The following is a 19,215-nucleotide window of genomic DNA, read 5'->3' on the forward strand; positions in this document are numbered from 1 at the left end:
ATAGATTATAACATTATGAAGATTACAGACTTAAATCCAAAAATCGTATGGAAGTTCTTCCATGAAGTGACCCAAGTGCCCCGTCCCTCTAAAAAGGAAGGCCAAATTATTGCATACCTGGAAGGATTTGCCAAACAGTATAATATAGCCCTTAAAAAGGATGAAGCCGGCAATATCCTTATGTCTAAACCGGCCACTGCAGGAATGGAAAACCGGCCAACGGTTATCCTGCAATCGCATATGGACATGGTCTGTGAAAAGAACAGCGACAAAGTATTCAACTTCGATACCGATCCTATTGAAACAGTGATCGATGGAGAATGGTTACATGCCAACGGCACCACCCTGGGAGCTGACAATGGCATCGGGGTAGCTGCCGAATTAGCCATACTGGCTTCCGATGATATCGAACATGGTCCGATTGAATGTTTGTTCACGGTTGATGAAGAGACCGGTCTGACAGGGGCTCAGGCCTTAAAAGAAGGTTTCATGACAGGAGATATTCTGCTCAACCTGGACAGCGAGGACGAAGGTGAAATATTCATCGGATGTGCCGGCGGTAAAGACACCAAAGCATTGTTTACCTATACTCCGGAAGAGGCTCCAAAGGAATATCAATACTTACGTATCACCATCAAAGGATTGAACGGTGGACACTCCGGTGGTGAAATTCACAAAGGACTGGGTAATGCCAACAAACTATTGGTTCGTTATCTTTATCTATTGAAAAAAAATTACCCATTCCTGTTGTGCGAGATCAATGGAGGCAACCTGCATAACGCCATTCCCCGCGAAGCCTATGCGGTTATCGGCATCCTGCCCCGTGACAAAGAAAATGCGCGTATATTATTGAATCATTTCACGGCAGATATAGAGAACGAACTCAAACATGTCGATCCAAATGTACAGATAATCATGGAGTCTACCGATCAACCGGCCTTCTGTATCGACAACCAGACAGCGACGAACCTATTGTACAGCCTTCATGCCTGTCCACACGGTGTTATTGCAATGAGTCATGACATCGAAGGCCTGGTAGAAACATCCACCAACCTTGCCTCTGTGAAGATGAAAGAAAACAACACCATCCTGGTAGGTACAAGTCAACGCAGCTCCATCGAGTCTAGCAAAATAGCGATTGCCAACACAGTGGCTTCCACCTTCTTACTGGCCAACGCCAAAGTTACACATGGAGATGGATATCCGGGCTGGTCTCCCAACCCCAACTCCAAGATCCTTCAGGTTGCTGAAGACTCTTATTCCAAACTCTTTGGCAAGAAAGCAAAAATCATGGCCATCCATGCCGGATTGGAATGTGGTCTTTTCCTTGAGAAATATCCTCAGTTGGATATGATCTCTTTCGGCCCAACCTTACGCGAGGTGCACTCTCCCAGCGAAAAGATTAAAATCGACACCGTAGACTTGTGGTGGAAACATTTACTTGAAATATTAAAGAGTCTGCCGGCAAAATAAAACGAATAGATAAACGTTATAAGAGAGGATGTTGCATAACATCCTCTTTTTTTATGCTTTAGGCATTCATTTAATAAAAGTCTGAAATGAAAAGATATACGATATTATTTCTATTTATTCCCCTCCTGGCTAGCATATTGCTGCCGGCTTGTGACAATGGATTCGACGATGACTATTCGACCAACCCGGGTCATCGCTTAAGTTTTTCCAAGGACACCTTATCTTTCGATACGGTCTTCACGACAATCGGATCGGCTACCCGTCAATTCATGATATACAACACCAACAGCAAGCCTCTCAATATGGAGAATATTCGCCTGGCGGGAGAAAACAACAACGGTTTTTATATCAATGTAGACGGACGCAAAGGCACTTCTTTTGACAATATACGGATCGAAGGAAAAGACAGCATGTACGTTTTCGTGGAAGTCAAAGTAGATCCCAACGGCAGTAACCAACCGCTGATAGTACAGGATTCCATCCTCTTTTCCGTCCATGGAATCCGGCAAAGCGTATTACTCGAAGCTTACGGACAAGACGTACACCTGCATAAAAACGGTTTATTAATTACCCAAGATTCTATTTTCAAGGCCGACCGCCCTTATCTGATTTATGACAGTCTGTATATTGCTGAAGGAGCCAAGGTTGAGATTGAAGAGGGAGCCATATTCTATATGCATGACACAGCCAGTATCGTTGTCCATGGCAGCATACAAGCCCATGGGAGTCAGGAATTCCCCATCCTCTTCCGGGGTGACCGCCTGGATTATATCCTGGAAGAGACCCTGCCTTACGACCGTTCACCGGCTCAATGGAATGGATTTATTTTCCATCCGGAGAGTTACGACAATACAATGGATCACGTCATTATCCGTAATGGGAAAACAGGTATTTCCTGCGAAGCGGCTGACCCGTCCGTATCCAAACTGAAAATAACAAACTCACAGATAAGCAATATGGATGGTACTGTATTGGCGGCTATCAATTGTAATATCGAAGTGATCAACACGGAAATGACCAATGCTACGGTTGCCATAGCCGCACTTATTGGCGGAGAATACCGTTTTATTCATTCCACATTGACCAATCAGATGACTTTATCTCCCCGAAGAGATTCTATACCCTACGAAGTAAATACACAAAAGAAATCGCACACATTGGTATTATCCAACATCTTACCGGGAAGAAAAGAGACAGCTCCGCTCACTGCCACCTTTGATAATTGCATTATCGACGGGAATTACAGCCCCGGTATCAAACCGTTGACAGGTGAAATCCTGTTAAACGAACAAGAAGGTACCACCTTTGACTACCGCTTCAACCACTGTGTCATAAAAACAGTAAAAGAAGACGGAAATACGAACTTCAACGAAGTCATCTTCACCAAAAAGAACCTGGCTTACCGGCTTCTGGGAGGAAAAGACAATAAATATGCTTACGACTTCCACCTGGCAAACGACACCACCGCAGGGGTAGGTAAAGCCGATCCGGCCATTACCGCTTTATACCCGGTAGACCGCTATGGAGTAAACAGGCTGACAAGTCCTCATGGCCCAACAATCGGAGCCTACGAATTTGTCCCTGAAGAAAAAAAGGAGGAATAAAAATCGCTTCCTCCTCCAACCAACCTTCCTATGAAATCATTTTTTATTTTTATATTTCTCCTTTGCGGCGGGTACTTCCCGGCAAACGCCCAGATAAACTTCCGGGTGATGTGGTACAATGCAGAGAACGTATTCGATCCGGCAGATAATCCCTCCACGAACGACGAGGAGTTTTCACCCTCCGGCAACCGCCGTTGGACCTACAAACGATACCGTCACAAATTACAACAAATAGCCAAAGTGATCACGGCTGCCGGCGAATGGGATACGCCGGCATTGGTTGGCTTATGCGAAGTGGAAAACGATTCGGTCATGACCCACCTTCTGCGTCAGACTCCTCTGCGCCAGCAACACTATCGCTATTGCATGACCCAAGGATCCGATCCGCGAGGTATTCAGATTGCCCTGCTCTATCAACGAGACAAATTTGCCTATCAAGGACATACCTCTTATCCTGTTCACTTCACACAAAAACAAGAAAAACCCACCCGTGACATCCTGCATGTATGGGGAAGGGTGAATGAAAAAGAGATTCTCGACGTATTCCTTTGCCATTTTCCTTCCCGCTCCGGGGGAGAAAAAGAAACAGAAATATACCGGATCGAAGCGGCCCGCCTCTTGCGCCACCTCTGCGATTCGGTGCACAGCCAACGCGAATCCCCCTATCTCTTATTAATGGGTGATTTCAACGATACACCGGCAAACAAAAGCATCCGCGAGATATTGCATGCACTCCCTTTTCAGACAGACGCACCCGCCCCATACGCACCTGCCCCTTTACCTGGTACTCCTTCCGCTCCGCCCCTTCTCCTGTATAACCTATTTGCCGACCCGGCACGATTTCCCTTTCCGGGAAGCCATAAATACCAGGGAGAATGGGCGCAACTGGATCAAATAATCGTCAGTAGTCAATTGATTAACAAAACCGGACGCATACAGCTCCTTCCCGAAAGCGTCCGCCTATTCACCCCCTCCTTTCTCCTTATCCAGGATAAAACAGGACGAGGCCTACGCCCCCACCGCAGTTTTTATGGCTTCCAATACGAAAAAGGATACAGCGACCATTTGCCGCTACTCATCGACCTGCATATCACCTATCCGTAAAAAAAACAATGCAGCTCAGCATTTCTCATTGATAGCTAAAACAGCCTTAGCCATTCTCAAAAATGACACTACTTCCCCAAAGAGTATACGTACCAGCAGAAAAGCGGCGGCAGGAAGTGATAACGATTTACTTGTACGGATGAATCCCAAGTGGACATTTGAATCTATTTGCCCTTTTTAAGGGCATTCTATTGTTGCTGATGGGCATCGACAATATTGCTGAAGCCCTTCGACAATGTTGCCGATGCGCATCGGCAATATTGCTGATGCCCATCAGCAACAGAATACACCCTCCATAAGTACCTTTTTTTAACGCTTTGTTGACGCAAGATATGAAGCGGGGGTGTATCCTCGATAAATTATAATTCATTACATTTGCCGGACCAGGTTGATAGCAAGAGTCCTGTTGCAGAGGCAAGAAATAAATATTATTACTTTTGCAATAAGATTGTTTCAGATGAAGTATATACTGTTATTCGTATTCGTTAGCCTGTTGACCGGCTGTCATTCTACTAAAAAGGAGAAGGAAGGCTGTCTATACGTATCCGTTTTACGGGGTCCTTCCGCCATTGCATTGGCTTCATGGATGGAGAATCCTCCGGTTATAAACGGGAAAAAGGTTGTTCTCGACATAGTCGATTCGCCCCTGCAAATGCAAGCAGCGATCCTAAAAGAGACAACGGACATGGCCGTTTTACCTATGATCACGGCTGCCAACCTGCACACCAAAGGGGTGAACTACCTCTTGGCCGGATGTCCGGTATGGGGTACCTTGTATCTTGTAGGAAAGCCGGATGCCCGACAGGTGCATTTGTTCGGAGCCGGAACCACTCCGGATATATTGGCGCGGTATTACCTGGACACAAAAGAAAAGAAATACACATTGAATTATACCTTAAATACCGCCTCGGAAGTAGCCCAGGGTTTATTGAGCGGAAGAGTTGAAGCTGCCGTACTAAGCGAACCTTTTGTCAGCCTCGTCTTGAACCGGGACAAGACGATACAGTTACTGGCCGACCTGAATCATCCGGACGTTTCTTCCCCGGGATTTCCTCAGACAGCCATCTTACTCCATCCGGCATTGCAACCGGCCAGGAAACAGATAGACAGCCTACTTCAAGGCTGTTGCCAATACGCACAGGAATATCCCACAGAGGTGATTCGTCTCTTGCAGTCGCGGCAGGTGTTTCCTCAAGGCATACTCAGTGCGGCTACGATCGAACGATGCAAGATTCACTACAAGCCCGTATATGAAGCAGAGAAAGAGATTCGTTCTTTTCTGCAGTTAATCTACACATACGCTCCCCAGGCCGTAGGGGGAGAATTACCCGATCACACTTTTTACAGCGTCGCGGAATGAAAAAGAAAGGAATCATTACCATCGCTTCCATAGTCCTGTTGTTGATCGGCTGGCAAATGATAGCCCTCTGGGTTAACCAACCGGAATGGATGCCTTCCTTGCCGCGACTGATAACAACATTAATCGAACTCCTCACCCACTCTTCCTTCTATCTGTCGGTAGGTTTCACCCTTTTGCGCGGCCTTTGTGGCATCTTCCTCTCCCTGGTTACAGCCACCTGCCTGGCGGTCCTCTTTGCCCGGTTCGCATGGCTTCACGAACTCTTTCGTCCCTTATTGAGCCTTATGCGCTCCGTGCCTGTCATCTCTTTTATATTATTAGCTGTACTCTTTTTACATCCGGAAAGCATCCCGCTCTTGATTGGTTTTCTTACCATGTTTCCTCTGTTGACAGAAAATCTGACAAAAGGCGTGCGTGCCTTGCGTCCGGAATTGTATATATTCTCCCAGCAGTTTCGGTTAGGTAGAAGAAATAAAATCACGCAAATCATCTATCCCCAACTGAAACCCTTTTTATACAGCGGATTAGCCTCTGCTGCCGGCTTCGGATGGCGTGCCATAATCATGGGTGAGGTGCTTTCACAAGGCTCCTGGGGTATAGGCAGTGAGATGAAAAAGGCACAAACATTTATCGCCGTCCCGGAATTATTGGCTTGGACTGCGGTAGCTATCCTGATCAGCTATCTGACAGATAAAGGGATCCATGCACTCGCGACTCAGAAAATCCCAATAACTTATGCCTCGAAAAACAAAGAAAAAATGCCTCCAAACGGATACTTGGGATTGCCTATTCAGTTAACGGATGTATCTTACCGGTATGGCGTCTCCCACTTCTCTTACTCGTTTCAAGCCGGAAAGGTATATGGTCTCTCCGCTCCGTCCGGCACAGGAAAGACTACACTTATAAATCTGATAAACGGCACTTTGATCCCCACAGAAGGGAAAATAAAGATAAACCGAAGAAAAGGCATTGCTTCTCTCTTTCAAGAGCCTGTATTGCTTTCACACCTAACGGTTGAAGAAAATATAATGCTTCCGCTCAGTCGTTTGTTTACCCGGGAAAAAGCCTACTCATACATACAATCCCTGATCAAAGAAGTTGAAATAGAGGAACTGACCGGACGTTATCCCGATGAGTTAAGTTACGGCCAACAGCAGCGGGTAGCCTTGATACGGGCTTTGGCCTATCCTTCCCCTTTCCTGTTTATGGACGAACCGTTCAAAGGCTTGGACAGTGATTTAGGCAAACGAATCATCGAATGTGTAAAAAGAAGACAGGCCACCCAAAAACAAACCATCCTGTTCTCCTCCCATCAGATAGAGGAGCTGATGCTTCTGGCAGAAGAAGTCGTTTATTTAAAAACACCCTGTCATTTATAGATAAAGACTTCATTTACCGGAAATAAATGACTATCTTTGTACACACAGACAATCAAGTTCATTCTGATCTCTATCTTTTCTGCTACATTCCAGGCAAGATACCCAGGTTTTCTCTTGGTAGAAACAGACTTTTTAAACTTCCTTGTTTTATTTCTATAGCTGGCGTCGGTGTCCTTATACACCGGTAATTATTAATCTATTAAATGCACATATGGCAAATTCAGGATCATTCAACAAACGAGACAACGAAAAGAAAAGACTTTCCAAACGATTGGAAAAACAACAGAAAAAAGAAGAGAGAAAAAACAACAACAAAGGAAAGTCGTTCGAAGACATGATTGCGTATGTGGATGAAAATGGAGTGATAACAAGTACCCCACCTGAAGCTAAAAAAGAAGAAGTAAATCTGGAAGATATATCTATCTCAACACCTAAGAAAGAAGAAGTCGAAGAAATACTCGTGCACAGAGGAAAGGTTGATCACTTCAACTCCTCCAAAGGGTATGGTTTTATAAAAGACCTGGGAACGAATGAAAAATATTTCTTTCATGTGAGTAGCACAGAAGAAGAAATAGATGAAGAAGACATTGTTCTTTTTGAATTGGAAAGAGGACCTAAAGGCATGAATGCCGTTCATATAAAGCTGGAGGTCAAATAATATACATAAAATAAAAAAATCCGGGATTATTTTAGTGTTGATAGCTATCGTCAGTACTGTTGACAGCTATCGTTACTACTGATGATAGCTATCGTTACTACTGACGATAGCTATCAACACTAGAATTTCCTCTGCCAATTATTCTTCCACTAAGAAAATTCTTTTAATTTTTTTTGTAACGCCTGACGGGCAAAGAAGATGCGACTCTTCACCGTACCCAAAGGCATTTCCATGCGTTCGGCTATCTCATTGTATTTATATCCGCTTAGATACAGAGAAAATGGAATTCTTAATTCATCACTCAGGTTTTCAATCGCATTATTCATCTCTTTGAGATTATAAGATGCTTCCGGAGAATCAAATCCCGATTCATTTATTACATCCAGGTTGTACAAGTCGGCATTTCGGTCAACAACAGTCTGTACACGAACCACCTTATGATAGTTGTTTATAAAAATATTACGCATTACAGTAAACACCCATCCTTTAAAGTTCACATTGTCTACAAACTTATCCTGATTGTCCAACACCTTCAGGGTTGTTTCTTGCAACAGATCCTGCGCATCTTCCCGATCAGCCGTTAACATCAAAGCAAAATTCAACATATTTTCCTGCAGGTTAATTAAATTCTTTTGAAACACTTGTACTTCCATAGTTCTTTTATTTTTATTATTAGTTTTTTTATTTTACCGTTACCGTTAAATGATAAACAAATATATAATCAAAAAACACATTAATAAATTCGACGGCAAACATTTCCAAAACAAAATCAATATTTTTCATTTACAATTAAATAAAACAAGAATATGAACACTTTTAACAACCTCTTCAAGTTGAATATTTCACTTTTCACAACCAAGTGAACAATAAATACAACTTTTTTCAGATAAATCAATAAAGAATATGTTTTTCAAAGCATCCCAACAAGTACAAATTCCCAAAGAAGAGAAAAATTAACTCTTTTTCACTCCCTGAAACGAAGCAGAAAAGTCTTCCAAATGAATCTGAAAAAAAAACGAAAGATTTGAACAAACTTATTATAATCCTATTACCTTTGCCTGCGACATATGACAAAAAACAGATGGAAGAGATTATTAAAATACAGTATTACCATAGCCCTTGCGGTGAGTTAATACTTGGTTCCTACGACCATCATTTGTGCCTCTGTGATTGGCGGTACAGAAAAGCCCGATTGGCGATAGACGCCCGTCTGCAAAAAGGATTAAAAGCACAATACAAAGAAGAAAAATCGCCGGTAACTGATAAAGCCATTTCTCAATTAAACGAATATTTCGACAAGAAACGTACTTCTTTTGATCTTCCGTTATTATTTGTCGGAAGTGATTTCCAGAAAAAGGTATGGGAGACCTTACTTCAGATCCCCTATGGCAAACTGGAGACGTATAAGGGATTGTCCAACCGCCTATATAATCCAAAGGCCGTACGCGCTGTGGCTGCCGCCAACGGGGCAAACAGCATCTCCCTTATTGTGCCTTGCCACCGAGTGATCGGGAGCAACAAACAATTAGTCGGTTACGCCGGAGGCATTCAGGCCAAAACCAAATTACTTCAGTTGGAGGGGACATTTCTAGACGGACAATTAAGAATATTTTGAACAACTCCTCCAATCGCATGTTGTAATAATAATGTGAAAGAAAAAAATAATATATCCAAAAACAAGTCGTTCTTATATTAAATAGGTAGAATTTGAATACTGGCAAACGGGTGAGGATAGATTGAGTATAGAATTTAGAACATCTTAAACCCTAAACAGACCATTTTTTGATCTTTTTTATGCTCACCTTTGCCTCATAACTTTAATAGGTAGTAAAATAGGTATGGATAAGAAAACTGGCAAAAAAGGCTTTGTCACACAGGTTATCGGTCCTGTTGTTGACGTCCGGTTTGAAGCGGATGAAGAAAACAGAATTAAACTTCCCCATATTCATGATGCCATAGAAATCTATGGGCCGGATGGAAACGTGCTGGTCCTGGAAGTGCAACAGCATATCGGAGAAAATACGGTACGTACCATCGCGATGGATACGACGGACGGGTTGAGACGGGGAATGGAAGCTTTCCCTACCCACTCCCCCATCACCGTTCCTTTCGGCGAACAGGTCAAAGGACGTTTGATGAATGTAGTAGGGGCACCCATTGATGGTATGCGCCCGTTGAATAAAGAAAAAGGGGCACCGATTCACCGGGAACCGCCCAAATTTGAAGACCTAAACACCACTCAGGAGGTCTTATTCACAGGTATCAAAGTGATCGATTTATTGGAACCTTATTGCAAAGGAGGAAAGATCGGTTTGTTTGGAGGTGCCGGTGTGGGCAAGACCGTACTCATCATGGAGTTGATAAACAATATCGCGAAAAAGAATAACGGTTTTTCGGTTTTTGCCGGTGTAGGCGAACGTACCCGGGAAGGCAATGATTTATTGCGTGAGATGATCGAGAGTGGGGTGATCCGCTACGGTGATGCATTCAAAAAAAGCATGGAAGAAGGAAATTGGGACCTGACAAAGATCGATTACGAAGAAGTAAGTAAATCTCAGGCCACCCTGGTTTTCGGTCAAATGAACGAACCGCCGGGAGCCCGTTCCTCCGTTGCCTTATCCGGTCTGACCATTGCTGAATCATTCCGGGATAATGATGAGACTGGTGGACCGAAAGATATTCTTTTCTTCATTGATAATATCTTCCGTTTTACCCAAGCAGGCTCAGAGGTCTCCGCCTTATTGGGACGTATGCCTTCGGCTGTGGGTTACCAACCGACACTGGCTTCGGAAATGGGAGCCATGCAGGAACGTATCACCTCCACCAAATACGGTTCTATCACCTCTGTGCAGGCCGTATACGTACCGGCCGATGACTTGACAGACCCTGCTCCTGCCACTACATTTACCCACCTGGATGCAACCACTGTGCTCAGCCGTAAGATCACCGAACTGGGTATTTATCCGGCCGTCGATCCTTTGGAATCGACCTCCCGCATTCTTGACCCGCTGATTGTCGGGGAAGATCATTACCAGACAGCCCAACGCGTAAAACAAATACTGCAACGCAATAAAGAGTTACAGGACATCATTTCTATCCTGGGCATGGAAGAACTTTCGGATGAAGACAAAATGGTGGTAAACCGAGCCCGGCGTGTACAACGATTCCTGTCCCAGCCTTTCAAGGTAGCCGAACAATTTTCCGGTGTTGAAGGGGTCGCTGTCGATATTGAAGATACTATCCGGGGGTTCAAAATGATCCTTGACGGAGAAGTGGATTATTTGCCTGAGCAAGCTTTCCTCAATGTCGGCACCATAGAAGATGCGATTCGTAAAGGAGAACAAATACAGGCGGAAGCCAAACAATAAAAGAAATGGAGTTAATCATTATAACCCCTATGGGGATTGTGTGTAATAGACAAGTGGACAAAGCGTCTTTTCCCGGAAGCTTAGGAGTCTTTACGGTCTTTCCCAATCATGCACCCATTGTCTCTACAATCAAAAAAGGGGTTGTCAGATACAATGCGAAAGGGGAAGCTGTTGAACAGGAAATCGAGGTGAAAGAAGGTATTGTAGAAATAAAACAAAACAAAATTTGGATTTTTACGGAACAATAATTTCCTAATACAAGAAAAAATGGGAATAGCATACATTAAATTGAAAATTAAACTTTTTATTCTGGTTGTAACCGTCTATACGGCTGTAGGCATACTGGGCGAAATCATTTTAGGATTTCTGCTTCCCAAAGAATATTTCGGATTATATCCGGCAATCGGATTCTTTTATCTGATAATGGGACTGATCCTGACGTATACCTTAGACCGGTATCGCAAAACCCATCCGGACAAACTAATGAATGTTTTTATGACTGTAAAAATGATCAAATTTGTTTTTACTATCATCTTCCTGATCTTGTATGTGACACATGAACCGGAAATCAAAATGCAATTTTCCATCTCCTTGATGTGTAATTACTTCATATATTCTCTTATTGAGATGTATATTTACTATTTGTATAATAAAAAAATAACCCAAAACGGGAATAATACAAAAGATGCAACTAAGCAGTAAACTGAAACACAACCTATTCCTACTCCTTCTTGTTTTCCTTTTGATACCGGGCAGAGTGGCTGCCGGGGAGGTCGATGTCAAAGAAATCGTCTTTGAACACCTGGGAGATTCCTACGAATGGCATATGACCCAGTGGGGAGAGAAAGAGTTCGTCATTCATCTACCGGTGATTGTCAAAGGAAAAGAAAAGGGGTGGCATATATTCTCTTCTGCCCGATTGGCACACGGAGCGGAATATGAAGGTTTTCATATCGCCTCTGAAGGAGAATACAAAGGAAAGGTTGTTGAGATAAACCCTGCCGGGGATAAGGTACGTCCTTCACTGGATATATCCCTGACTAAAAACGCCCTGGCACTATGGATCAATTGTATTGTCTTATTATGCCTCATTCTGCCTTTGGTTAACTGGTATAAGAAATCCACTCATACCCCTCCCTCCGGTTGGAAAGGGGCGGTTGAAATCTTAATGATTAATATCCGGGACGAGGTGATTAAACCCTGTATTGGGGAGGATTATAAACGCTTCACTCCCTACTTATTGACGGTATTCTTTTTCATTTTCATCAATAACATTATGGGATTGATCCCGTTCTTTCCCGGAGGAGCCAATGTGACAGGTAATATAGCGATCACTTTGGTGTTAGCTCTCTGTACGTTCCTGGCGGTAAACCTGACCGGCACAAAAGAATACTGGAAAGAGATCTTCTGGCCCGAGGTGCCAGTCTGGCTTAAACTGCCTGCACCGATAATGCCGGTGATCGAAATATTCGGTGTATTTACCAAACCTTTTGCTTTGATGATCCGTTTATTTGCCAATATCATGGCCGGGCATTCGGTCATCCTGGGATTGATCTGCCTGATATTTATTACCGTCTCTATGGGGGCGGCAATAAACACGGGAATGTCCATATTGGCCGTATTGTTCAGTGTCTTTATGAACTTCGTAGAAATATTGGTAGCGTATATACAAGCCTATGTGTTTACTCTTCTTTCGGCCGTATTTATCGGTTTATCGAAAGTGAAACAGGAAACACATTAACCCATTGAAATTATTAAACAAGAGTTATAAACATTAAATTTTTAGAGTTATGTTATTAGCAATCTTATTACAGGCAACAGCCGGAATGCAATTAGGAACCTTAGGCGCAGCTATTGGTGCCGGCCTGGCAGCTATTGGTGCCGGTTTAGGTATTGGTAAGATCGGAGCAGCAGCGATGGAAGCTATCGCCCGTCAACCGGAAGTATCTAACAATATCCGTATGAATATGATTATCGCCGCCGCCTTGGTAGAAGGGGTAGCGCTTTTCGCTGTTGTTGTTTGTTTCCTTGCCATTTAAAAAAAAAGCTTTATGTCGTTATTAATTCCGGACAGCGGGCTTCTTTTCTGGATGACTTTATCCTTTGGTATTGTCTTCTTTATCCTGGCGAAGTTTGCTTTTCCTGTCATCCTAAAGGCTGTTGATCAAAGAAATGCCTACATCAAGGATTCTTTGCAATCGGCTCATGAGGCAGAAGAAAAGTTGGCGGCTTTGCATTTGCAGGCTGAAGCGATCCTGGAAAAGGCGCAGGATGAACGCAAAACCATCCTGCACGAAGCCCAAGAAACCAAAAAAAGGATCGAGAGTGAAGCCCTGCAGACAGCCGAAACGGAAGCCCGTATGCGACTGGAAAGAGCCATGGCAGAGATTGAAGAATCCAAGCGAAAAGCATTGGTAGAAGTGAGAGATCAGATAGTGGATATCTCGGTCAAAATTGCCGGAAAAGTGGTAAGTGAAGATTTGACAAGAGATAAAAAGCAGAAAGAGCTTATCGATCGTCTTCTGCAAGAGGAGATAATCTATAAATCATAGAAAAATGGATAGAGGTACAATTTCCAGAAGATATGCAATCGCTCTTTATAAATATGCACAAGCGCATCAAAAAGAGAAATGTATTTACGACGAGACCCTTGCCTTGAGTAAGAGTTATGTGCAATATCCTGCCATGAAACGTACGTTAGCAAGTCCCGTCCTTCCTGGAAAGCAAAAAGAAGAACTTATCGTATTGAGCGCCGGAGGAAATATAAGTGAAGAGTTCCAGACTTTCATCCGGCTTATCATCCAGCAAAAACGAGAGGACTTCCTGCAAACGATATGTTTGAGTTATCAGGATATTTACAGGCAAGAGAAGAAACTCCTGCATGTGGCTATCACCACCGCCGTACCGATTGATAAAAAGATGGAAGAAAAGATTGTCGGCAGACTGGAACAGCTGACTGCCGAAACGGTAGACATTATGAATATAGTAGATCCCCAAATTATCGGCGGCTATATTATGCGATGGGACACCTATCGCTGGGATGCCAGCATAACCTCCCAGCTGAGACAAATAAAACAAGGTTTAAAATTGAATAGGCTATGACAGAGAATATAAAGGTGAGTGAGACTTCAGATATTATCTATAAGATGCTGGATCAGATGGATCCGGATAAAAGTCTGGAAGAAGTGGGCACAGTTATTCAGGTAAGTGACGGAGTAGCCCGTATATACGGATTAAAAAATGCCGAAGCAAACGAGTTATTGGAGTTCGACAATGGTATAAAAGCCATCGTGATGAACCTGGAAGAAGATAATGTCGGCGCAGTACTATTAGGCTCTACGGAATTGGTCAATGAAGGGGATACTGTCAAACGTACCGGGCAGATTGCTTCTATCCACGTAGGTGAAGGCATGATAGGCCGGGTGATCAATCCATTGGGAGAATCTATCGATGGATTGGAACCGATCACAGGGGAACGCATTTCCCTGCCTTTGGAAAGAAAAGCTCCCGGAGTCATCTTCCGCCAACCGGTAAACGAGCCCTTACAAACAGGTATTAAAGCGATTGACGCCATGATACCCATCGGACGTGGTCAACGCGAATTGATTATCGGAGACCGCCAGACAGGAAAAACATCCATAGCCATTGATGCCATTATCAACCAACGCAAGAATTACGAAGAAGGGAAACCGGTATATTGTATCTATGTTGCCATCGGACAAAAGGCTTCTACTGTTGCCGCATTGGTAAACACATTGCACGAAAAAGGAGCGATGGATTATACCATAGTGGTTACTTCCACCTCTTCCGATCCGGCAGCCATGCAGTATTTTGCTCCTTTTGCCGGGGCTGCTATCGGTGAATACTTCCGTGACACAGGCCGGCATGCACTGATCGTATACGATGATTTATCCAAACAGGCTGTCGCCTACCGGGAAGTATCCCTGATCCTGCGTCGTCCTTCCGGCCGGGAAGCCTATCCGGGGGATATTTTTTATCTGCACTCCCGCCTGTTGGAGCGGGCGGCAAAAATCATCAACCAGGATGAGATAGCCGCTCGTATGAATGACCTGCCCGACACTCTCAAAGGACGGGTGAAAGGAGGTGGCTCATTAACTGCTTTGCCGATCATTGAAACACAAGCGGGGGATGTGTCTGCTTATATTCCGACAAACGTGATCTCTATTACCGACGGACAGATATTCCTCGATACCGACCTCTTCAATCAAGGTAACAGACCGGCTATTAATATAGGTATATCGGTATCCCGCGTAGGAGGTAAAGCCCAGGTTTCTTCGATGAAAAAGGTCGCAGGCACATTGAAAATCGAACAGGCTCAATACCGCGAGTTAGAAGCTTTCACGCGCTTCGGGGGAGATATGGATGCGGTCACCGAACAAGTGATCGATAAAGGACGTAAAAATACGGAATTACTCATCCAACCGCAATACCAGCCGCTAAACACCGGGGAGCAAATCGCTATCCTGTACTGCGGCACCCATGGTCTGCTCAGGAGAATACCACTGGAGCATGTGAGCGAGTTCGAGAAAAAGTATCTGGAAGAGCTCAGGCTTCAATACAAAGAGGATGTATTAACTCCCTTAGAAAAGGGTATCATCAATCAAGACATAGAAAAGATCTTAAAAGAAGTAGCAGCCTCTGTGAGTAAAGAATTTAAAGGATAAAGATCATGGCTTCACTAAAAGAAGTAAAAAATCGCATTGCCTCTGTCGGCGGCACCCAGAAGATAACCCAGGCCAGACAAATGGTCTCTTCCGCCCAGTTACATCATGCGCAAAGCGTTTTGGAAAATGCAATTATGTATAAAGAATCATTAGACCGGCTGGCTTCCGGTCTGTTGAGTCTTTGTATGGATTACGAAACACCGTATACGACAAAGAACACATCCGGCCCGATAGCCATGGTTCTTATGGCATCCAACTCTGGCATGTGTGGTTCTTTTAATGCCAATATGATCAAAGAATTACAGAGCCTTCCGGCTTTATACCCGGACGACAAATTAATCTTTTTCCCTATTGGTAAAAAAATACGGGAGGCAATAGAACATGCCGGACTCAATATAGGTACCGACCCCGGAACAAACCTGGACGCACTTGCCGGTAGAACATCGTATGAAGAAATTGCAGAGACAGCCTCCTTATTCATGGAGCTCTATCGTTCGCGGAAAGTAAAAAGAGTAGAGATGCTTTATTATCACTACCAAAGTACGGCCATACAAGAGATAAAAGAGACCACCCTGCTCCCCTACTCTTTCTCCCAGGACCTTGTCGCTAAAAGTACGGAAGAGAAGGATGATTTCATCCTCGAACCGTCGAAAGAAGATTTATTGGACACATTGATCCCCATGCTTCTAAAAACGAATCTGTATACAACAATCATGGATAGTCAGACCTCCGAACACGCGGCACGCACCATGGCGATGCAGCTGGCAACAGAAAATGCGGATGAGATTTTAGGCGGACTACAACTGACATACAATAAACTAAGGCAACAAAATATCACCTCGGAGTTATTAGATATCATCGGCAGCTCATTTGCTTAAAAGCTTTATTTCTCAATCGCATATGGACCTGTCCGAATCTGCCTCTAATGATTCGTTCCTTCAAACAAATCATGTTGTACCTTGGATTGACTGCCTTTTATTTTATAATTATTAAAGGTATAACTCAGTGTCAAGGTGATAGATGGATATTTCGGTCGAATACGGGTAATCGATTGTAAATCCGAAGTCGTTATGTTACTCACATAACGGGCAGAGTTAAATACATCCCGGAAAGAAAGTGTAGCGGATAATTTCCGGTTGAGCATTTGCTGACGAACCGCCAGGTTGACATACCAGAAAGCATCCGTCTTCCCTTGTGTGGTTACTGAAGGCCCTACAAAGTTGCCATCGAATTGGATACGGGTATATTTCGCCGCTTCAAACGTATTGTTTAAAGCCACTTCGTAATTCGTACTCGTCTCCTTTTTATCACTTCGTGAGAGTTTATTTACCACCTTATAATGATACAGACTGGCATTCAGATTCACATGCCACCGACGCATGGCTTGTATTTGTGCACTTACCTCCAGTCCGGTCGAATAGTCGTTCCCTACATTGGCCATAGAGTCCAATGTCACTCCGGCTTCATACGGGACACGCAACCGTTCGATCTTATCCTTACGGCTCCGATGAAAAACAGAAGCCGACAAAGTATGTTCATGGATATTCTTCTTATAATTAAGCTCATACGAATCTATATACTCGGAACGTATATCGGGATTCCCGATCTCGGCAGAATAATAATCACGATAGGTAATATAAGGCTCCATATAAAACAACTGCGGCCGGGTTATACGCCGGGAATAAGAAGCCATCAGTTGATGCTCCTTCGGGAAGTTATACCCCAGATGCAAAGATGGGAAAAGATCAAAATGATTAAATGTCCGGTTTTTTCCTTTTATGGAACTGCGTAAAACCCGGTGTGTATGCTCCCCCCGGAGTCCTACCTGATACTGAAACGATTTATAACTATCCGACACAAGGGCATAGACCGAGTTTATGCCATGCTGAAAATAAAAGGTATTATAGATATCATCCCGCCAGTAAAATTCTTTCTTCTCCGGATTCCAGAATTCCATACTGTAATCCCCATCCTCCAGATAAGAGAAATATTGATAACCAGACTCCAGACGTCCCGTTTCCCGGTACGGAAAGATATAGTCCACATTCCCACGTACCGTCCAACGATGTTCGTCTTCATAGGCACGGTGTCCCTGTTGGCGTTCATTGTTTTTATCGAACAGGTCACTTTGGAAATACTCCAAGGCATCTCCTCCATATTTCAAATAGAAAGAGGCAGTCAACTGATGCCCTTTATCATTCAATTTATGATCGGCTCCGATACTTCCCTGAAAATAAGTTTCATGCAGGTCGTAATAGTCACGACTCAAATAATCTCCGGCTTCAAACATCCCTTTATCGGCCGAACGCTCCTCCCGATAATCCAGGTCGCCTTCTCGTTCCCTTCCTCCATATCCGCCTTCAAGATCCAGGTTCAATGTCGTTTTAGGCAAAGAATACATCGCTCCGGCTTTGAGAGCATAATTGAAATTATTACTCTTCCTCGGTCCATCCGAATGGGACATCGTTGTGGTATCACCCAAAAGAGTTGTTTTTTGTTGATTAAAATCACTCTTTAAAAGCCGGTCCGTCCACACCCCTCCGACATACCACCGGGAAGCATCGTTTTGTTGAGTTATCAGAAAATCAGCCCCCCGCGAAAGAAGTGTACTGCCTGTTAGATTCACCATTCCGCTCAGGCCTCGTTGGGAATGCTTTTTGGTGATGATATTTATAATCCCGACATCCCCTCCCGTATCATGACGGGCAGAGGGAGTGGTAATGATTTCTATATTTTCAATATGTCCGGCCGGTATTTGTTCCAAAGCCTGAGTACCCGAAAAGACACTGGGTTTGCCATCCACGTAAACCGCAAAACCACTGCTTCCCCGGAAGCTGACTTCGCCTTCTGCATCTACCCGAATGGAAGGTGTATTTTCCAATATATCAACAGCCGAACCACCACTGGCCAACATATTGGAGGATGCTTCTATCACCCGTTTATCCAGTTTATAGATGATCTGTTTCTTCTGTGCTACCACCTCTACTTCCGCCAGGCCGATTTCCAGAGGTTGCATCGCAACGATCCCCAAATCCAAACAAGGAGAGGCAGGAGACAAAACAATATCCTGCCGCGTATACACATCATACCCTACCAGGCGAATCAATAAAGAATAGGCTCCCTCTTTCATATTCGAAAAACGAAAGACCCCGTCCGTATCAGGCAGTATATGCATAATCGGTTGCTCCTTTCCTTGAATGAAAAGGAGAACATCCGCAAAATCTATCGGTTGATTATTATTAGCATCAATCACTTTTCCTTTGATCCCAGGATGATCCATTGCTAATAAAGAAACACTCATACACAAAAACACACAGATGAAATAAAAACACTTCTTCATTACCCCACAAAAGTCATTTGTTAACAATGACGCGAAGATAGTGTTTCCTTGAAAGCGGATAGCATATTACACTGTTAAGGAATCCTATTTTTTAAAACTGAAAATGGAAGCAAAAATCGTTTCGCAAAGCGTAAAGCAAAATGGAGAATAAGGTAGTGACTGATACTATCCTGGCTCCTCTTCTTGGATAAGAAGAGGGGGACCACTGCTTGCAGTGGTGGAGCAGTTTGAATTCTTTATAAAT

Annotated in this window: 18 protein-coding genes; 16 read left to right on the top strand and 2 right to left on the bottom strand. The window is 43.8% G+C overall.

Annotated elements, in window-relative coordinates:
* Nucleotides 1-15: 15 nt before the first annotated feature.
* The 6 genes from D0T51_RS09325 to D0T51_RS09350 all read left to right on the top strand — a co-directional run bounded on the left by D0T51_RS09325 (nucleotide 16) and on the right by D0T51_RS09350 (nucleotide 7,578).
* Complete coding sequence (locus D0T51_RS09325) at nucleotides 16-1,473, top strand: aminoacyl-histidine dipeptidase (protein ID WP_163728374.1); 1,458 nt, start codon at nucleotides 16-18, stop codon at nucleotides 1,471-1,473.
* A gap of 86 nt (nucleotides 1,474-1,559) precedes the next feature.
* Nucleotides 1,560-3,077 (top strand): hypothetical protein, encoded by a 1,518-nt coding sequence (locus D0T51_RS09330; protein WP_163728377.1) that lies wholly within the window; start codon nucleotides 1,560-1,562, stop codon nucleotides 3,075-3,077.
* A 30-nt stretch (nucleotides 3,078-3,107) separates the two neighbouring features.
* Nucleotides 3,108-4,181, top strand: a complete 1,074-nt coding sequence (locus D0T51_RS09335) for an endonuclease/exonuclease/phosphatase family protein (RefSeq protein ID WP_163728380.1) — start codon at nucleotides 3,108-3,110, stop codon at nucleotides 4,179-4,181.
* Nucleotides 4,182-4,638: 457 nt separating this feature from the next.
* On the top strand, nucleotides 4,639-5,541 hold the full coding sequence (locus D0T51_RS09340; protein ID WP_239056765.1) for an ABC transporter substrate-binding protein: 903 nt from the start codon (nucleotides 4,639-4,641) through the stop codon (nucleotides 5,539-5,541).
* A complete protein-coding gene (locus D0T51_RS09345; protein ID WP_163728382.1) occupies nucleotides 5,538-6,920 on the top strand; it encodes an ATP-binding cassette domain-containing protein in 1,383 nt (460 codons plus the stop codon). The genes D0T51_RS09340 and D0T51_RS09345 overlap by 4 nt, the downstream gene beginning before the upstream one ends.
* Nucleotides 6,921-7,131: 211 nt before the next feature.
* Nucleotides 7,132-7,578, top strand: a complete 447-nt coding sequence (locus D0T51_RS09350) for a cold-shock protein (RefSeq protein WP_163728384.1) — start codon at nucleotides 7,132-7,134, stop codon at nucleotides 7,576-7,578.
* 149 nt (nucleotides 7,579-7,727) lie between these two features.
* Here D0T51_RS09350 and D0T51_RS09355 read toward each other — a convergent pair whose 3' ends face one another.
* Nucleotides 7,728-8,231 carry an RNA polymerase sigma factor gene (locus tag D0T51_RS09355; RefSeq protein WP_163728387.1) on the bottom strand — a complete coding sequence of 168 codons (504 nt, stop codon included), beginning with the start codon at nucleotides 8,229-8,231 and terminating at the stop codon, nucleotides 7,728-7,730.
* Between the two features lie 428 nt (nucleotides 8,232-8,659).
* On the opposite strand from D0T51_RS09355, the gene D0T51_RS09360 reads away from it, so the two are divergent.
* The 10 genes from D0T51_RS09360 to atpG all read left to right on the top strand — a co-directional run bounded on the left by D0T51_RS09360 (nucleotide 8,660) and on the right by atpG (nucleotide 16,509).
* Nucleotides 8,660-9,193, top strand: coding sequence for a methylated-DNA--[protein]-cysteine S-methyltransferase (locus D0T51_RS09360; protein ID WP_163728390.1), 534 nt, complete (start codon nucleotides 8,660-8,662; stop codon nucleotides 9,191-9,193).
* Between the two features lie 223 nt (nucleotides 9,194-9,416).
* Nucleotides 9,417-10,946: a F0F1 ATP synthase subunit beta gene (gene atpD, locus D0T51_RS09365; RefSeq protein ID WP_163728393.1), complete on the top strand. Its 1,530-nt coding sequence runs from the start codon at nucleotides 9,417-9,419 to the stop codon at nucleotides 10,944-10,946.
* A gap of 5 nt (nucleotides 10,947-10,951) precedes the next feature.
* The gene (locus tag D0T51_RS09370; RefSeq protein ID WP_163728395.1) at nucleotides 10,952-11,194 is read left to right on the top strand and encodes a F0F1 ATP synthase subunit epsilon; all 243 of its coding nucleotides are present in this window, start codon (nucleotides 10,952-10,954) and stop codon (nucleotides 11,192-11,194) included.
* Between the two features lie 19 nt (nucleotides 11,195-11,213).
* Nucleotides 11,214-11,648 (top strand): hypothetical protein, encoded by a 435-nt coding sequence (locus tag D0T51_RS09375; protein WP_163728398.1) that lies wholly within the window; start codon nucleotides 11,214-11,216, stop codon nucleotides 11,646-11,648.
* Nucleotides 11,632-12,687, top strand: a complete 1,056-nt coding sequence (gene atpB, locus D0T51_RS09380) for a F0F1 ATP synthase subunit A (protein ID WP_163728401.1) — start codon at nucleotides 11,632-11,634, stop codon at nucleotides 12,685-12,687. Before D0T51_RS09375 ends, atpB begins: the two co-directional genes overlap by 17 nt.
* Before the next feature lie 49 nt (nucleotides 12,688-12,736).
* Nucleotides 12,737-12,985 carry an ATP synthase F0 subunit C gene (atpE, locus tag D0T51_RS09385; RefSeq protein ID WP_163728404.1) on the top strand — a complete coding sequence of 83 codons (249 nt, stop codon included), beginning with the start codon at nucleotides 12,737-12,739 and terminating at the stop codon, nucleotides 12,983-12,985.
* A 12-nt stretch (nucleotides 12,986-12,997) separates the two neighbouring features.
* Complete coding sequence (gene atpF, locus D0T51_RS09390) at nucleotides 12,998-13,498, top strand: F0F1 ATP synthase subunit B (RefSeq protein ID WP_163728407.1); 501 nt, start codon at nucleotides 12,998-13,000, stop codon at nucleotides 13,496-13,498.
* Nucleotides 13,499-13,502: 4 nt separating this feature from the next.
* The gene (locus D0T51_RS09395; RefSeq protein WP_163728410.1) at nucleotides 13,503-14,048 is read left to right on the top strand and encodes a F0F1 ATP synthase subunit delta; all 546 of its coding nucleotides are present in this window, start codon (nucleotides 13,503-13,505) and stop codon (nucleotides 14,046-14,048) included.
* Nucleotides 14,045-15,631, top strand: a complete 1,587-nt coding sequence (gene atpA / locus D0T51_RS09400; protein WP_163728413.1) for a F0F1 ATP synthase subunit alpha — start codon at nucleotides 14,045-14,047, stop codon at nucleotides 15,629-15,631. The genes D0T51_RS09395 and atpA overlap by 4 nt, the downstream gene beginning before the upstream one ends.
* Nucleotides 15,632-15,636: 5 nt before the next feature.
* Complete coding sequence (atpG, locus tag D0T51_RS09405; RefSeq protein WP_163728415.1) at nucleotides 15,637-16,509, top strand: ATP synthase F1 subunit gamma; 873 nt, start codon at nucleotides 15,637-15,639, stop codon at nucleotides 16,507-16,509.
* Nucleotides 16,510-16,553: 44 nt separating this feature from the next.
* Here atpG and D0T51_RS09410 read toward each other — a convergent pair whose 3' ends face one another.
* Nucleotides 16,554-18,971, bottom strand: coding sequence for an outer membrane beta-barrel family protein (locus D0T51_RS09410; RefSeq protein WP_163728419.1), 2,418 nt, complete (start codon nucleotides 18,969-18,971; stop codon nucleotides 16,554-16,556).
* Nucleotides 18,972-19,215: the final 244 nt, after the last annotated feature.

The organism is Parabacteroides sp. 52 (genome assembly GCF_010500925.1).
Classification (GTDB): Bacteria; Bacteroidota; Bacteroidia; order Bacteroidales; family Tannerellaceae; genus QVMG01.

What these genes read in the sequence shown, in the direction of transcription:
- D0T51_RS09325 (WP_163728374.1), top strand. Translation starts at nt 16, where the DNA reads ATGAAGATTACAGACTTAAATCCAAAAATCGTATGGAAGTTCTTCCAT.
- D0T51_RS09330 (WP_163728377.1), top strand. Translation starts at nt 1,560, where the DNA reads ATGAAAAGATATACGATATTATTTCTATTTATTCCCCTCCTGGCTAGC.
- D0T51_RS09335 (WP_163728380.1), top strand. Translation starts at nt 3,108, where the DNA reads ATGAAATCATTTTTTATTTTTATATTTCTCCTTTGCGGCGGGTACTTC.
- D0T51_RS09340 (WP_239056765.1), top strand. Translation starts at nt 4,639, where the DNA reads ATGAAGTATATACTGTTATTCGTATTCGTTAGCCTGTTGACCGGCTGT.
- D0T51_RS09345 (WP_163728382.1), top strand. Translation starts at nt 5,538, where the DNA reads ATGAAAAAGAAAGGAATCATTACCATCGCTTCCATAGTCCTGTTGTTG.
- D0T51_RS09350 (WP_163728384.1), top strand. Translation starts at nt 7,132, where the DNA reads ATGGCAAATTCAGGATCATTCAACAAACGAGACAACGAAAAGAAAAGA.
- D0T51_RS09355 (WP_163728387.1), bottom strand. Translation starts at nt 8,231, where the DNA reads ATGGAAGTACAAGTGTTTCAAAAGAATTTAATTAACCTGCAGGAAAAT.
- D0T51_RS09360 (WP_163728390.1), top strand. Translation starts at nt 8,660, where the DNA reads ATGGAAGAGATTATTAAAATACAGTATTACCATAGCCCTTGCGGTGAG.
- atpD (WP_163728393.1), top strand. Translation starts at nt 9,417, where the DNA reads ATGGATAAGAAAACTGGCAAAAAAGGCTTTGTCACACAGGTTATCGGT.
- D0T51_RS09370 (WP_163728395.1), top strand. Translation starts at nt 10,952, where the DNA reads ATGGAGTTAATCATTATAACCCCTATGGGGATTGTGTGTAATAGACAA.
- D0T51_RS09375 (WP_163728398.1), top strand. Translation starts at nt 11,214, where the DNA reads ATGGGAATAGCATACATTAAATTGAAAATTAAACTTTTTATTCTGGTT.
- atpB (WP_163728401.1), top strand. Translation starts at nt 11,632, where the DNA reads ATGCAACTAAGCAGTAAACTGAAACACAACCTATTCCTACTCCTTCTT.
- atpE (WP_163728404.1), top strand. Translation starts at nt 12,737, where the DNA reads ATGTTATTAGCAATCTTATTACAGGCAACAGCCGGAATGCAATTAGGA.
- atpF (WP_163728407.1), top strand. Translation starts at nt 12,998, where the DNA reads ATGTCGTTATTAATTCCGGACAGCGGGCTTCTTTTCTGGATGACTTTA.
- D0T51_RS09395 (WP_163728410.1), top strand. Translation starts at nt 13,503, where the DNA reads ATGGATAGAGGTACAATTTCCAGAAGATATGCAATCGCTCTTTATAAA.
- atpA (WP_163728413.1), top strand. Translation starts at nt 14,045, where the DNA reads ATGACAGAGAATATAAAGGTGAGTGAGACTTCAGATATTATCTATAAG.
- atpG (WP_163728415.1), top strand. Translation starts at nt 15,637, where the DNA reads ATGGCTTCACTAAAAGAAGTAAAAAATCGCATTGCCTCTGTCGGCGGC.
- D0T51_RS09410 (WP_163728419.1), bottom strand. Translation starts at nt 18,971, where the DNA reads ATGAAGAAGTGTTTTTATTTCATCTGTGTGTTTTTGTGTATGAGTGTT.